The 14675-nt window shown below is 68.4% G+C and carries 16 protein-coding genes; 3 read left to right on the forward strand and 13 right to left on the reverse strand.

Annotated features, from left to right (window positions below):
* Positions 1-20 precede the first annotated feature (20 nt).
* From AC5Y3Z_RS00485 to rplS, 3 genes are read right to left on the reverse strand one after another with little or no spacing between them, the layout of a single operon-like run.
* Positions 21-722 (reverse strand): ribonuclease HII, encoded by a 702-nt coding sequence (locus tag AC5Y3Z_RS00485; RefSeq protein ID WP_463827020.1) that lies wholly within the window; start codon positions 720-722, stop codon positions 21-23.
* Positions 723-724: 2 nt separating this feature from the next.
* Positions 725-1597 (reverse strand): signal peptidase I, encoded by an 873-nt coding sequence (gene lepB, locus AC5Y3Z_RS00490; protein WP_473139962.1) that lies wholly within the window; start codon positions 1595-1597, stop codon positions 725-727.
* A gap of 54 nt (positions 1598-1651) precedes the next feature.
* Positions 1652-1993 (reverse strand): 50S ribosomal protein L19, encoded by a 342-nt coding sequence (rplS, locus tag AC5Y3Z_RS00495; protein ID WP_044510756.1) that lies wholly within the window; start codon positions 1991-1993, stop codon positions 1652-1654.
* Between the two features lie 366 nt (positions 1994-2359).
* Here rplS and AC5Y3Z_RS00500 point away from each other — a divergent pair, with 366 nt between their 5' ends.
* On the forward strand, positions 2360-3313 hold the full coding sequence (locus tag AC5Y3Z_RS00500) for a serine hydrolase (protein WP_463827022.1): 954 nt from the start codon (positions 2360-2362) through the stop codon (positions 3311-3313).
* Positions 3314-3323: 10 nt separating this feature from the next.
* Here AC5Y3Z_RS00500 and trmD read toward each other — a convergent pair whose 3' ends face one another.
* From trmD to AC5Y3Z_RS00525, 5 genes are all read right to left on the reverse strand, one after another.
* On the reverse strand, positions 3324-4010 hold the full coding sequence (gene trmD / locus AC5Y3Z_RS00505) for a tRNA (guanosine(37)-N1)-methyltransferase TrmD (protein WP_463827023.1): 687 nt from the start codon (positions 4008-4010) through the stop codon (positions 3324-3326).
* Positions 4011-4023: 13 nt separating this feature from the next.
* Positions 4024-4545 carry a ribosome maturation factor RimM gene (rimM, locus tag AC5Y3Z_RS00510; protein WP_473139963.1) on the reverse strand — a complete coding sequence of 174 codons (522 nt, stop codon included), beginning with the start codon at positions 4543-4545 and terminating at the stop codon, positions 4024-4026.
* A 7-nt stretch (positions 4546-4552) separates the two neighbouring features.
* On the reverse strand, positions 4553-4795 hold the full coding sequence (locus tag AC5Y3Z_RS00515) for an RNA-binding protein (protein ID WP_036354608.1): 243 nt from the start codon (positions 4793-4795) through the stop codon (positions 4553-4555).
* A gap of 8 nt (positions 4796-4803) precedes the next feature.
* Positions 4804-5292, reverse strand: coding sequence for a 30S ribosomal protein S16 (gene rpsP / locus AC5Y3Z_RS00520; RefSeq protein WP_463827025.1), 489 nt, complete (start codon positions 5290-5292; stop codon positions 4804-4806).
* 154 nt (positions 5293-5446) lie between these two features.
* Complete coding sequence (locus tag AC5Y3Z_RS00525) at positions 5447-5866, reverse strand: nuclear transport factor 2 family protein (protein WP_463827026.1); 420 nt, start codon at positions 5864-5866, stop codon at positions 5447-5449.
* Positions 5867-5912: 46 nt separating this feature from the next.
* Here AC5Y3Z_RS00525 and AC5Y3Z_RS00530 point away from each other — a divergent pair, with 46 nt between their 5' ends.
* Positions 5913-6794, forward strand: a complete 882-nt coding sequence (locus AC5Y3Z_RS00530) for a D-alanyl-D-alanine carboxypeptidase family protein (protein WP_463827027.1) — start codon at positions 5913-5915, stop codon at positions 6792-6794.
* Positions 6795-6886: 92 nt separating this feature from the next.
* Here the strand turns inward: AC5Y3Z_RS00530 and AC5Y3Z_RS00535 are convergent, their stop codons facing one another.
* The 5 genes from AC5Y3Z_RS00535 to ffh all read right to left on the reverse strand — a co-directional run bounded on the left by AC5Y3Z_RS00535 (position 6887) and on the right by ffh (position 12669).
* The gene (locus tag AC5Y3Z_RS00535; protein ID WP_473139964.1) at positions 6887-7489 is read right to left on the reverse strand and encodes a TetR/AcrR family transcriptional regulator; all 603 of its coding nucleotides are present in this window, start codon (positions 7487-7489) and stop codon (positions 6887-6889) included.
* Between the two features lies 1 nt (position 7490).
* Positions 7491-9278 (reverse strand): N-acyl-D-amino-acid deacylase family protein, encoded by a 1788-nt coding sequence (locus tag AC5Y3Z_RS00540; RefSeq protein ID WP_473139965.1) that lies wholly within the window; start codon positions 9276-9278, stop codon positions 7491-7493.
* A 61-nt stretch (positions 9279-9339) separates the two neighbouring features.
* Positions 9340-9984, reverse strand: coding sequence for an Rv2253/PknI dimerization domain-containing protein (locus AC5Y3Z_RS00545; RefSeq protein WP_473139966.1), 645 nt, complete (start codon positions 9982-9984; stop codon positions 9340-9342).
* Between the two features lie 44 nt (positions 9985-10028).
* Entirely contained in the window at positions 10029-11105 is a 1077-nt protein-coding gene (locus AC5Y3Z_RS00550) for a metal-dependent hydrolase family protein (RefSeq protein WP_463827031.1), read from the reverse strand.
* Positions 11106-11112: 7 nt separating this feature from the next.
* Positions 11113-12669: a signal recognition particle protein gene (ffh, locus tag AC5Y3Z_RS00555; protein WP_473139967.1), complete on the reverse strand. Its 1557-nt coding sequence runs from the start codon at positions 12667-12669 to the stop codon at positions 11113-11115.
* Positions 12670-12902: 233 nt separating this feature from the next.
* On the opposite strand from ffh, the gene AC5Y3Z_RS00560 reads away from it, so the two are divergent.
* Positions 12903-14648, forward strand: coding sequence for a DEAD/DEAH box helicase (locus AC5Y3Z_RS00560; protein WP_473139968.1), 1746 nt, complete (start codon positions 12903-12905; stop codon positions 14646-14648).
* Positions 14649-14675 lie beyond the last annotated feature (27 nt).

Consider the following 14675-nt stretch of genomic DNA (forward strand, 5'->3'; position numbering starts at 1 on the left):
ATCTTGGGCTCCATCTTTCCTCACTGACAAACGCCGCTCTCGGGCGGACCACCGGTGGTGAGCACAGTCCCGGTCGCGACCCGGCGCACGTTGATGAACGAACGGCGATGTTCGGGGCACGGACCCAGCCGGGTCAGCGCCCGGCTGTGCGCGGGGGTGCTGTAGCCCTTGTGGTCGGCGAAGCCGTAGCCGGGATGATCGGCTTCCATCGCGACCATCAACCGGTCGCGACTGACCTTGGCCAGCACGCTCGCCGCGGCGATACAGGCCGCCGCGGCATCCCCGCCGATCACCGGCAGCGACGGCACCGCCAACCCGGGGACCCGGAATCCGTCGCTGAGTACATAGCCGGGCCGCACCGACAGGCCGGCCACCGCGCGTCGCATGCCTTCGATGTTGGCCACGTGCACGCCGCGGCGATCGACCTCGGTCGAGGGAATGAACACCACGTGATAGGCCAGCGCGTAGCGGCGGATCAACGGAAACAACCGCTCCCGTACCTTCTCCGTCAGCTTCTTCGAATCATCAAGGGCAGCAAGGCTTTCCAGGCGCCCCGGACCGAGGACGCAGGCCGCGACCACCAACGGGCCGGCGCAGGCGCCGCGACCCACCTCGTCGACCCCCGCAACCGGGCCCAGTCCGTTGCGGTACAGCGCGGACTCCAGGGTGCGCAACCCTGACGACTTGCGGATCACCGTCCGCGGCGGCCACGTCGTGGCCATCGTCACTGAGCCTGCTGAGGGTTCACCGAACCCACGCCACCCCACCGTTTCGGCGGCCACACGATGAAGCGCGCTTTGCCGATGACGTTGCCGACCGGAACCGTACCGGCGGTCGGGTCACCCGTGCACAGCATCGGGCAGTGCGCCCGGGAGTCCGCCGAGTGGGTCCGGTTGTCACCCATCACCCACAACCGTCCCGGCGGCACGGTGACCGGCCCGAACTCACTGCCCAGACAGGGATACACCGACGGGTCGGCCATCATCGTGTTCGGGTCGAGGTACGGCTCCTTCAACGTCTTGCCGTTGACCGTCAAGCCGGTGTCCGCCCGGCACTGGACTGTTTGTCCACCGACCGCGATGACGCGCTTGACCAGGTCATTTTCGTCGGGCGGCACGAATCCGATGAACGACAGCGCGTTCTGGATCCAGCGCATCGCGGGGTTGTGCGAGCGGATCGACTTGTAGCCGAGGTTCCACGACGGCGGGCCCTTGAAGACGATGACGTCACCCGGCTTCGGTTCGCCGAAGCGGTAGGTGAGCTTGTCGACCATGATGCGGTCGCCGACGCAGGTCGGGCAGCCGTGCAGGGTCGGTTCCATCGATTCCGACGGGATCAGATACGGGCGCGCAACGAACGTCAGCATCACGTAGTACAGGACGATCGCGATCACCAGCAGCGACGTCAGTTCCCGCAGGGTGGACCGTTTCGGCTTCGCATCCTCGGCCTCGGGCGCCGTGTCGACCGGCTCGGCCTTCCCTGCAGCGGTCGCGACGGGCTCGTCGGACGCGCTCGGGTCGAGCGACTGCGGCGCCGACCGCACGAGGTCAGGGTCCGAAGACGAGTCCTCCGGAGGGGACTTTTCCGTTTCCGTCACGAGCTCAGCGTAGCCAGGGCTCGAAGCTCTCGCGGTCAGCGCTGCTGGGCGAGGTCAGCGCTTTTCCTTGATCTTGGCCTTCTTGCCACGCAGCTCGCGCAGGTAGTACAGCTTGGCGCGACGGACGTCGCCCCGGGTCACCACCTCGATGTGATCGATGTTCGGCGAATGCACCGGGAAGGTCCGTTCGACGCCCACGCCGTAGCTCTCCTTGCGGACCGTGAACGTCTCGCGGATGCCACCGCCCTGCCGGCGGATCACCACACCCTTGAACACCTGGATACGCTCCTTGGCGCCCTCGATGACCTTCACGTGCACGTTGATGGTGTCGCCCGGGTTGAACGCGGGGATGTCGTCGCGCAGCGACGCCTGGTCGACGAAGTCCAGCCTGTTCATTGGAAAGACACTTCCTCGGGGTCGCGGCCGGATGAACTACCCGCACGCAGGCGCGCGGCGATCACCAAGCCGATGGGTTTCGGGCTTCTCAAGTGCGTCTCGCAGCAGGCGGCAGGCACGGGCCGGCCGACGACCGCCGGAGACAACCGCCCAATTGTGCCAGATGGTGCGCATGCAGTGAAAATCACAGGAAACTGTAGTGGTTCGCGTCCGCCCTGAAGCGCCTGCAAATGGTACATATGACAGGGGTTCAAACCGCGCGGAATCTATACCTGGACCAGCCCCGGAAGTTCGGGCCCGGGACAGCATCCGGCGCGGCTGACCCCCGCCCACTAGAGACGCCCACGGGACGGCTGAAGGAGTGCGATGCGAGCCCGGCCGCTGACCCTGCTGACCGCCGTAGCCGCGGTGGCGCTGGTGGTTGTCGCGGGTTGCGAGGCGACGGTGCACGCCAAAGCATTCGACTCCCCCGCCCAGCCGGTGTCGGAGTCGCCGACCCAATCGCAGCCGCAGCTGGTCGAACTGCTGCTGCGGGTGATCACGCCCAGTGGCAACCCGACGGCGCTGCCCATGCTGCGGCCCGGCGGGCTCGACGGAGTGCAGGCGCGGGTCCAGCAAGCCACCGAGCAGGCCGCGGCCAGCGGGGCGATCCTCTCGGTGGCCATCCTCGACCGGGCCACCCACCAGTTGGTCTCCAACGGCAACGACCAGATCATCGCCACCGCCTCGGTGGCCAAACTCTTCATCGCCGACCAGCTGTTGCTGCAGGAATCCGAGGGCAGGTCGGTGCTGTCCGCCGACGACCACCAGGCACTGGACGTGATGCTGCAGTCGTCCGACGACGACGCGGCCGAGCGGTTCTGGGGACAGGACGGCGGAGATGCCATCGTCACCCAGGTCGCGGCCCGGTACGGGCTGACCGCCACCACACCACCCAGTGACGGGCGGTGGTGGAACACCATCAGTTCGGCCGCCGACCTGATCCGCTACTACCAGGGGTTGCTGGACGGCTCGGGCGGTCTGCCGCAGGACCGGTCCCGGCTGATCTTCAACGATCTGGCCCGGTCCACCCCCACCGGGGTCGACGGGTACCCGCAACGGTTCGGGATACCTGACGGCCTGTACGCCGAACCCGTTGCGGTCAAACAGGGTTGGATGTGCTGCATCGGCGCGGACTGGATGCACCTGTCGACCGGTGTGATCGGCGCCGACCGGCGCTACATCATGGTGATCGAGTCGCTGCAGGCTGCTGACGACGCCACCGCTCGCGAGACGATCACCCAGGCCGTCAAGACGATGTTCCCCAACGGCCGCATCTGAGCGCCCGCGGTCAGTCCAGCAGTTCGGGCCGCCGCTCCCGGGTGCGCTGCATCGACACCTCCCGGCGCCAGGCCGCGATGCGGGCGTGGTCGCCGGAGAGCAGAACCGGCGGGACATCCAGGCCGCGCCAGCTCGGCGGTCGCGTGTAACTCGGGCCTTCCAGCAGTCGGTCCAGCGCCGGTGAATGCGAATCATGTTGGTGCGATGCGGGATTGCCCAGCACCCCGGCGAGCAGCCGCAGCACGGATTCGATCATCACCAGCGCCGCCGACTCGCCGCCGGGCAACACGTAGTCGCCGATCGACACTTCTTCCACACGCATCCGGCGGGCCGCATCGTCGACGACACGTTGATCGATGCCCTCGTACCGGCCACAGGCGAACACCAGGTGAGTTTCGGCGCTCCAGCGTTGCGCGGTGGCCTGGGTGAACAGCGCGCCCGCCGGCGTGGGAACCGCCAAAAGTGTCTGTTCGGTGCAGATTTCGTCCAGGGCGTCGCCCCAGACCGGTGCCCGCATGACCATGCCCGGGCCACCGCCGTAGGGCGCGTCGTCCACCGAGTGGTGCACGTCGTGGGTCCAGCGTCGCAGGTCGTGCACCTGCAGATCCACCAGGCCCGACGCAATCGCCTTGCCCGGCAACGACTGTCGCAGCGGTTCCAGGTAGGCCGGAAAGATCGTGACGACGTCTATTTTCATGGGATGCGCACGGTCAGCCCGGGTCCAGCAGACCGTCGGGCGGTTCGATCTCCACGGTGCCGTCTTCCAGCGAGACCGAGGTGACGATAGCGCTGACGAACGGCACCAGCACCTCGCCGGAATCGCCCGTGACAGCCAGCAGTTCGGCCCCGGCGGTGTGCAGCACCTCGGTGACGACACCGACCTGCCGCCCGCCGGTCGTGGTGACCCGCAGACCTTCCAGCTGGTGGTCGTAGTAGGTGTCCGGTTCCTCGATCGGCGGCAGTTCGTCGGAGTCGATCAGGAACAGGCTGCCCCGCAGCGCATCGGCGCCATCCCGGTCGGTGACCCCCGCCAGCCGGACCAGCAGCCGGGTGCCGTGCGGACGGGCGCCCTCGACGACGTAGCTGCGTTCGGGACCGGGATCGCGCGGTTTACGGGTCCGCAGCCTGCTGCCCGGCGCGAACCGGACGTCGGGATCGTCGGTGCGGACGTCGACGACGAGTTCGCCGGTGATGCCGTGGGCCTTGGCCACCCGCCCGACGATCAGCTCCATTCGAGCGCTACTGGTCGGTGTCCACCACGTCGACGCGGATGCCGCGGCCACCGATCCCGGCGACCAGGGTGCGCAGCGCGGTCGCGGTGCGTCCCCCGCGGCCGATCACCTTGCCCAGGTCGTCGGGGTGCACGTGCACCTCGACGGTGCGGCCGCGGCGGCTGGTCACCAGATCCACCCGGACATCGTCGGGGTTGTCGACGATGCCGCGAACCAGATGCTCAACGGCGTCGACCACGACAGTGCTCACAGCCCCGCTCAGCTTTCGGCTTCGGCAGCCGCCGCCGTTTCGCTCGGCGTCTCGGCGGCCGGCTCGGCAGCGGTCTCAGTGGTCTCGTCACCCTTGGCGGCCTTCTTCGGCGCCGACTTCTTCTTCGGCTTGGTGGCCTCGGTGGTGGGCCCGCCGTCGGCTGCGGCCAGGGCGGCATTGAACAGTTCGAGCTTGCTCGGCTTGGCGGGCTTGACCTTCAACCGGCCCTCGGCGCCGGGCAGGCCCTTGAACTTCTGCCAGTCGCCGGTGATCTTGAGCAGCTTGAGGACGGGCTCGGTGGGCTGTGCGCCGACCGACAACCAGTACTGGGCACGCTCGGAGTTGATCTCGATCAGGCTCGGCTCTTCCTTGGGGTGGTAGCGGCCGATGACCTCGATCGAGCGGCCGTCGCGGCGGGTGCGCGAGTCGGCGATCGCGATGCGGTACTGGGGATTGCGGATTTTGCCAAGCCGGGTGAGCTTGATCTTGACAGCCATAACTGAACTCCTGTGGGTGTCACGCTGCAATTCAGCAACCGGGGCGGAACGCCCGGGTCCGGTTTTGCCTCGCGTGTTGTGACCGGGTGCGATCATGATCGCGCCGCGGACAGCCGCCTATTGTGCCAGAACGTGGCGATCCGGCGGTAATTCGCTACAGCACCTTCTGAAAGGTCTTGGTCTCTACGCGCCGCGTCATCCGCCAGCCCTGCGGCGTGCGCACGAATTCGTCGTCGTACCAGAGACCACAGAACAGGATCTGGTCCTGCTGGCCGCCCAGCACCATCGGGTTGAAACAGATCACCCGCGAGGACGCGGTGTCGCCCTCGATGCGGACCGAGAAATTCCCCAGCATGTGCGCGTAGACCGGGAAATTCGGCAGCACCTCCGACAGCCACTTCTTGACCTCGGGATACGGGCCGTCGATACCGCCGAGTTCGCGGTAGTCGATATAGGCATCCGGCGTGAAGACGCGGTCCAGGTCGTCGAATCGACGCTGGTCGATGGCGGTGGAGTAATCCACGAGTAACTGCTGGATCTCCAGGCGGTCAGAAATCTCGGCCAGGCTCAACATGGGAACGATTCAACACCGCGGCGTAGCCGGGTTAAACTCTGCGCCCATGCGAAAGCTCGTGGCTACCGCCGCCGCGCTGGCGATGATCTGGGCCGCAGGCGTCACGTCCCCAGTGTCGGAAGCCGACACCGATGTGCAGCAGGTGGCCGGTTCGGTGCCGATCCCGGACGGGCCGGCGCAGACCTGGATCGTCGCCGATCTGGACAGTGGGCAGGTCCTGGCCGGCCGCGACCAGAATGTGCCGCACCCACCCGCCAGCACCATCAAGGTGCTGCTGGCGCTGGTGGCGCTCGACGAGCTGGACCTGAACTCCACCGTGGTGGCCGACCTCACCGACACCGCAGCCGAGTGCAACTGCGCCGGGGTGAAGCCGGGCCGCAGTTACACCGCCCGCCAGTTGCTCGACGGCCTGTTGCTGGTGTCGGGAAACGACGCCGCCAACACGTTGGCGCACATGCTCGGCGGCCAGGACGCCGCGGTGGGCAAGATGAACGCCAAAGCCGCGTCGCTGGGCGCCGGGAACACCCACGCGACGACCCCGTCCGGATTGGACGGCGCCGACGGCTCCGGTTGGACGACCGCCCATGATCTCGCGGTCATCTTCCGCGCGGCGATGGCCAACCCGACGTTCGCCCGCATCACTGCCGAACCGTCGGCGATGTTCCCCGGCGACACCGGCGACCAGCCGATCCTCAACCAGGACGAGCTGCTGGTCCGGTATCCCGGCGCCATCGGCGGCAAGACCGGTTTCACCAACGCCGCCCGCAAGACCTTCGTGGGCGCGGCCGCGCGCGGTGGCCGCCGGCTGGTGATCGCCATGATGTACGGGTTGGTCACCGCGGGTGGCCCAACGTACTGGGACCAGGCGGGCAACTTGTTCGACTGGGGATTCGCGGTGGGCCCGCAGTCCGGCATCGGCTCGCTGTAACCCCGGCCACTCGCCCGCGAGCGGACGCAGAATCGCACGAAATCGCTTGTGCTCGTGCGATTCTGTGTCTGCTCGCCCAGAGGTGCGGGCGCTCAGGCGCGCGGGTTCGGCCACGCCGCGGTGAGCAGCTCGGTCAGCACCGGGATCCGGCGCTCGGCGATTTCGGGTTGCGGCAGTACGCCTTCGACGATCGCGGCACCGTCGAAGACATTGGTCAGCAGCGCCACCAGGACCGGCAGCGTGTCCTGCGGGATGTGTTCGGTCCCCGGCATCGTGCGCGCCGCGTCGTACATCTTGGCGCGGTATTGCCAAAGTTCGTGCTGCAGGGTCGCTTTCAGTTTCTCGTCGGTGCGCGCGGCGATCATCAGCTCGTAGAGCACCGCGTTGGTGGAGCCGGCGGTGATGTCGCGCAGGATCGCCAGCGCCGACTCCAGCGCCGGCCGGTCGGCCGGAATCTCGGCGACCTGTTTGGTGAACGTCTCGATCTGCCGGCGCAACACCTCCGAGGCCGTCGCGGCCATGAAGTCGCCCATGTTGTCGAAGTGCCGGAACAGCGCACCCACCGACACCCCGGCGCGTTTGGTGATCACCGCCGCCGAGGCTCGGGCGTACCCGGACTCGACGATGGTGTCGATGCACGCGTCCAGCAGGCGCCCGACGGTCTCCTCGCGACGCTGCTGCTGCGTCCTGGCCATCTCAGGCCGGCACGCTGACCGCGGCCGCCTGCCGCTCACCGGCGCGCAGGTAGCGTCCCGACTTGACGGTCTGGCCGTAGCCCTCGCGGAACTCGCCGTCGCGGAAGACCACAGCGCCGCCCACCCCGGTGGCGACCACGGTCGCGTCGTTGCGGTTCACCATGCGGCTCAGTCCGCCGTAGAACGGGACCTCGGACTCGTGGTAGGTGTCCACCGAGTCGTCGAGGTGGGCGGGGTCGATGACGACGAAGTCGGCCCGGTCGCCTTCGCGCAGGGTGCCGGCGTTGATGCCGAACCACTCGGCGACCTCGGCGGTCAGCCGGTACACGGCTCGTTCCACGGTCAGGAACGGCTTGCCGGCCTGCAGTGCGTCCCGCGTCCGCTTGAGCAGTCGCAGCGGGAAGTTGTAGAACGCCATGTTGCGCAGGTGCGCGCCCGCGTCGGAGAACCCCATGTGCACGCTGGGATCGGCGGCCAGTTTGTCCAGCAGCTTGGGCCGGTGGTTGGCGACGATGGTCGTCCAGCGCACATTGCGCTCCCCGTTCTCGACCAGGATGTCGAGGAACGCGTCCAGCGGGTGCAGTCCGCGCTCGTCGGCGATCGCGCCAAAGCTCTTGCCCACCAACGACTTGTCCGGGCATTCCACGATGACAGCGTCGTGGAAGTCACGGTGCCACAACGACGGTCCGAGCTTCTTGCGGTCGAACTGGCGGCGGAACCGGCGGCGGTAGGCTTCGTCGGCCAATAGCTCGTTGCGCTGCAGTTGGTCCCGCAGGTGCAACGCCGCGGTGCCGGCACCGAACTCCTCGAAAACCGGCAGATCGATTCCGTCGGAATACAATTCGAACGGCACCGGCAGGTGCTGGAACCGCACGCTGGAAGCCAGCAGCTTATTGAGCAGCCGGGTACCGCGGCCGAACACATGCACCCCCATCGGCATCGACTTGGCGTCGGCGGAGACCAGCATGCTCATCCGAACACCCCTGCGGCGGTTGAGGATTCGACTGCTGGTGAGGAAGAACATCAGCGGGGACAGCGGGCTGTTGACGTTGGGCGCGCTCTGCAGGATGCGGCCGCGCTTGCGCAGCACCTTGATCAGCCGGCGCCGTTCCCGCCACGTCGCGAAGGTGGACGGCAGCGCACGGGACCGGAAGCGGTCGCCGTCGAGCTTGTCGATCGGCGCGTCCATCCCCGACATGCCCAGCATTCCGGCGTCCAGCGCCTCGTCGAGCAACTTCGCCATCTTCTCCAGTTCGGCGTCGGTGGGCCGCACTGTCTCGTCGGTGGCCCGCTCCAGGCCGAGCACCGCGGTCCGCAGGTCCGAATGACCGAGCATGGAACTCACATTCGGCCCCAGCGGCAGTGCGTCGAGCGTCTCGATGTACTGCTGAGGCGTCGACCAGTTCTTGTTGCTTTCCAGCGCACCGAGGACGAAGTCGCGCGGCACCGCCTCGACGCGACTGAACAGGTCGGCGGCATCCTCGGAGTTGGCGTAGACCGTCGACAGCGAACAGTTGCCCAGCAACAGGGTGGTCACCCCGTGCCGCACCGACTCGCGCAGTCCCGGGTCGAGCAGGATCTCGGCGTCGTAGTGGGTGTGCACGTCGATGAAGCCGGGCAGCACCCATTTGCCGGCCGCGTCGATCACTTCGGGACAGCCGGTCTCGTCCAGCGGCACCGACGACACGGCGGCCACCACGCCATCGCGGATGCCCAACGTCCTGGTCTGCGGCACCGCACCGGTGCCGTCGAACCACAGGCCGTCACGGATGATCACGTCGTAAGTCACAGTTCCTCCAAGTCGTGGGCTGCCGCGACGCTAACATAGATAGCGATCGCTCGCAATCTTTTCAAGGGCTGGCCGCGGGGTCCGGGACGTCGACGCCCGGCGGCACGTTTCCGCTGCGGTGCGCTGCAGCCGGGACGCGGATGACGCCACCGCGCCGGCCGCACTCGTCGCCGGTCACCGTGGTCACCATCTCGCCGACCAGCTCTGAGTGGGAGCGGGGCCGCAGCGACAGCACCTGCGTGGCTTGCTGATGGTTCGCCGAAGTCTCGGAGGCCGCGCACGGAACGCGCACGGTTCTCGGCCGCGACCGCCACTGCCCGTCGGCGAATTCGAACACCATCACGGTGTGGCCGTGGTCGTCGAGCAGAATCGCCGCGGCCCGGCAGCCGCCGGAGGTGCACGACGAGCGGATGGCCCAGCTGGTGGTCACGTCGGGGGGCTGTGGGTCAGGCCGGTTGTCGAAAGTCTGCTGGGAGCGTTCTTCCTCGATGCGATAGGTGCCGTCCAGTGGAACCGGGGCGGCGTGGTGGCGCCGGTCGTGAACGACCGTCTTGCCTTCGGCGAACAAACCGATCGCCATGATGGTGGCGGCCAGTGCGAGTATGCCGCGGCGCAGCCAGCGTCGCGAAGTGGTCAACGGCGAAAGCCGGCGGACCGGCTGTTCGTCGGGATCGGGGCCGTCGTCGGCGCCGTTGACCGGGGCCATGCGGTGATAGTAGCCAGACCGGCGGATGCCCGCTGCGGCCAGCCTCAGCTGGGCTGAAAGACTTTGCCGCGCAACACAACCAGATCGGGCCGCGACAGCACGTCCGGTCCCTGGCGCGGATCTTCGGCGTAACACAACAGGTCGGCCGAAGCGCCGTGGTCCAGCCCGGGTCGGCCCAACCAGCGCCGGGCGTCCCAGCACGCCGCACCCAGCGCCTCGGTGGGACTCATGCCGATTCCCTTCAGCGCCTCGACCTCGTCGGCGACCCGGCCGTGCCGGATCATGCCGCCGGCGTCGCTGCCCGCGTAGATCGGCACTCCGGCCGCCCGGGCCGCGGACAGGCGTTCGTTGCGGCGGGCATACAGCTCCCGCATGTGAGCGGCATAGACCGGGTAGCGCTGCGCCGAGTCGGCGATACCCGGGAAGTTCTCCAGGTTGATCAGCGTCGGCACCAGGGCCGTGCGGTGTTCGAGCATCATGGCGATGGTGTCGTCGGTCAGTCCGGTGCCGTGCTCGATGCAGTCGATGCCGGCCTGGATCAGCTCAGGCAACCCGTCCTCACCGAAGATGTGGGCGGTGACCCGGGCGCCGTGCTCGTGCGCAGCGTCGATGGCGGCTCTGAGGACGTCGTCGGACCACAGCGGGGCCAGGTCGCCGATGCTGCGATCGATCCAGTCCCCGACCAGCTTGACCCAGCCGTCGCCGAGTCGCGCCTGCTCGGCGACCGCAGCCGGCAGGTCCGCTTCGTCCTCGAGGTCCAGCGGCAGGCCGGGGACGTAGCGCCTGGGTCTGGCGAGGTGGCGCCCGGCCCGGATGATCCGGGGCAGGTCCGGGCGGTCGTCGAGGCTGCGGGTGTCGATCGGCACGCCGCAGTCGCGCACGAGCAGTACACCCACGTCCCGCTCGGTCTCGGCCTGCGCGATCGCCTCGTCGAGTTCGACGCCGCCGTCTTTGCCGAGTCCGATGTGACAGTGCAGGTCGACCAGGCCGGGTATCACCCAGCCGTCGGCGAAGATCGTGTCGGCACCGGCCACCGATTCAGTGCTGATGCGGCCGTCGGCGACCCACAGCTCGATCGGGCTTTCGTCGGGCAGGGTCCGCCCCCGCACGTGCAGGTGCACGGCGCGACTACTTCTGGCCCGGGAACTTCAGCTTGGACAGGTCGAAGTCGGCCAGGCCGGGTGGCAGCTCGTTGAGGCCCTCCGGCATCTGCGACAGATCCGGGAAACCGGCCGGCATCCCCGGCATGCCCGCGCCGAACGGGCTCTTGACCTTGGGCGGCGTGGGACCGCGTGCGCCCTTCTTGCCTTTTTTGCCCTTGGCTGCCTTGGATTTGCGCGTCGCGGACTTGCGCCCCATGCCTGGGATGCCCATGCCGCCGAGCATCGACGACATCATCTTGCGCGCTTCGAAGAAGCGGTCCACCAACTGGTTGACCTCGGCGACGGTGACACCCGAACCGTTGGCGATGCGCAGCCGCCGCGAGGCGTTGATGATCTTCGGGTCGGCCCGCTCCTGGGGGGTCATGCCGCGGATGATCGCCTGGATGCGGTCCAGCGACTTGTCGTCGACCTCAGCCAGCGCGTCCTTCATCTGCGCCCCACCGGGCAGCATGCCCAGCAGATTGCCGATCGGGCCCATCTTGCGCACGGCGAGCATCTGCTCGAGGAAGTCCTCCAGGGTGAGCTCGCCGGCACCGATCTTGGCGGCGGCCGCCTCGGCCTGCTGGGCGTCGAAGACCTGCTCGGCCTGTTCGATCAGGCTCAGCACGTCGCCCATGCCCAGGATGCGGCTGGCCATCCGGTCGGGGTGGAAGACGTCGAAGTCCTCGAACTTCTCTCCGGTGGAGGCGAAAAGGATTGGCACACCGGTGACTTCGCGGACCGAGAGCGCCGCGCCACCGCGAGCGTCACCGTCCAGCTTGGTCAGCACCACGCCGGTGAAGCCGACGCCCTCGCCGAAGGCCTGCGCAGTGGCGACAGCGTCCTGGCCGATCATCGCGTCCAGGACGAACAGGGTTTCGTCGGGGTCGACAGCGTCGCGGATGGCGGCCGCCTGTGCCATCAGCTCCTCGTCGATGCCGAGGCGTCCGGCGGTGTCGACGATCACGAAGTCGTGGTGCTTGGCTCTGGCTTCCGCGATGCCGGCGGCCGCGACGGCGACCGGGTCACCCGGGCCGGACTCGGGTGAGGCGCCGGGGTGCGGCGCGAACACCGGAACGCCGGCGCGCTGCCCGACCACCTGCAGCTGGTTCACCGCGGCGGGCCGCTGCAGGTCACAGGCCACCAGCAGCGGCGTGTGACCCTGATTTTTCAGGCGATAAGCCAGCTTGCCGGCCAGCGTCGTCTTACCCGACCCCTGCAGACCCGCCAGCATGATCACCGTCGGCGGCGTCTTGGCGTAGGCCAGCTCGCGCGTCTGGCCACCGAGGATGCCGATCAATTCCTCGTTGACGATCTTGACGACCTGCTGGGCCGGGTTGAGCGCGGCGGACACCTCGTGGCCCCGGGCACGTTCCTTGATCCGGTGCACGAACGCCCGGACCACCGGCAGCGATACGTCGGCTTCGAGCAGCGCAAGCCGGATTTCGCGGGTGGTGGCGTCGATATCGGCGTCGGTCAGGCGGCCCTTGCCGCGCAGCCCCGCCAGCGCACCGGTCAACCGGTCGGAGAGCGATTCAAACACGTAGGCAAGCCTAGTGGTGTGGCCTGAAGTCGCGCGGCCGGGCGGCGACACTGAAACCCGGGCGGCGACACTGAAACCTGGGCGGCGACACGCCGCGGGACCTCGCCACCCGTACAGTCTCGACGAAGCGCGAGCGAACTGCGCCGGGCTGGCCCGACGTCGCCGAGGCTCGAAACCCGCGACGCGCCGCGGTAGGCTCACGTCGCTACCGCACCGAAAACCGTTGCCATGCTATGTTTTACAGCCCAGCACAGACCGTCACGGGGGGATTGTTGTCGTTGCAGCCGGTCGGACACTTTCCAGCCGACACAACGCGGTCGCTACGTGGCTGGCAGCGCCGCGCCCTGGTCAAGTACCTGGGCACCGAGCCGCGCGACTTCCTGGCCGTCGCCACCCCGGGGTCCGGCAAGACCGCCTTCGCGTTGCGGATCGCCGGCGAGCTGATCGCCCACCGCGCGGTCGAGCAAGTCACCGTCGTCGTGCCCACCGAGCACCTCAAGATCCAGTGGGCGCAGGCCGCCGCCCGCCAGGGGCTGTCGCTGGACCCGAAGTTCTCCAACTCCAACCCGCAGACCTCCCCGGAATATCACGGCGTCGTCGTCACCTACGCCCAAGTGGCCGCGCACCCGACGCTGCACCGGGTACGCACCGAGCAGCGCAAGACCCTGGTGGTGTTCGACGAGATCCACCACGGCGGTGACGCCAAGACGTGGGGCGAGGCCATGCGGGAGGCCTTCAGCGACGCCACCCGCCGCCTGGCCCTGACCGGCACGCCGTTCCGCAGCGACGACAGCCCCATCCCGTTCGTCACCTACGAACCCGACGCCGACGGGCTCAGCCGGTCTCGCGCCGATCACACCTACGGATACGCCGAAGCCCTGGCCGACGGCGTGGTCCGCCCGGTGGTGTTCATGGCCTATTCGGGGCAGGCCCGCTGGCGGGACAGCGCCGGGGAAGAACACGAGGCGCGCCTCGGTGAGCCGCTGTCGGCCGAGCAGACGGCGCGGGCGTGGCGCACCGCGCTGGATCCGGCCGGAGAGTGGATGCCGGCGGTCATCACCGCGGCCGATCGCCGGCTGCGTCAGCTGCGCGAGCACGTGCCGGACGCGGGCGGCATGATCATCGCCTCCGACCAGACCGCGGCCCGTGCCTACGCCAAGCTGCTGATGAAGCTCACCGGTGAGGACCCCACGGTCGTGCTCTCCGACGACCCGAAATCGTCGGCCCGGATCAGCGAGTTCTCGGCCGGCACCAGTCGGTGGCTGGTCGCGGTGCGGATGGTGTCCGAGGGTGTGGACGTGCCCCGGCTCGCGGTTGGCATCTACGCCACCAGCGCCTCGACCCCCCTGTTCTTCGCCCAGGCCATCGGCCGGTTCGTGCGATCCCGCCGGCCCGGTGAAACGGCCAGCATCTTCCTGCCGTCGGTGCCCAATCTGCTGCAGCTGGCCAGCGAGCTGGAAGCCCAGCGCAATCACGTGCTGGGCAAACCGCACCGCGAGTCGCTCGACGACCCGCTGCTGGACGACCCCGCCGTCAAGGAGCAGAACGAGTCCGGCGAAGAAAAGGGCTTCGTCTCGCTGGGGGCCGACGCCGAGCTGGATCAGGTCATCTTCGACGGGTCGTCGTTCGGTACCGCCACCCCCGCGGGCAGCGACGAGGAGGCCGACTATCTCGGCATTCCCGGCCTGCTCGACGCCGAGCAGATGCGTGCGCTGCTGCACCGCCGCCAGGACGAGCAGCTGCAGAAGCGTGCGGCCGTCGCTGGACCGGCGGTGCCGGTCACCACCCACGGACAGCTGCGCGAACTGCGTCGCGAGCTCAACGCGCTGGTCTCGGTGGCACATCACCGCACCGGCAAGCCGCACGGCTGGATCCACAACGAGCTGCGGCGGCGCTGCGGCGGCCCACCGATCGCCGCAGCGACGCGGGATCAGCTCCAGGAGCGGATCGTCGCGGTGCGGCAATTGAACTCGGAGTAGCGCCGCAACCGTCTCGGCGAGTGTGAA

This window comes from Mycobacterium sp. NGS61, from assembly GCF_059812325.1.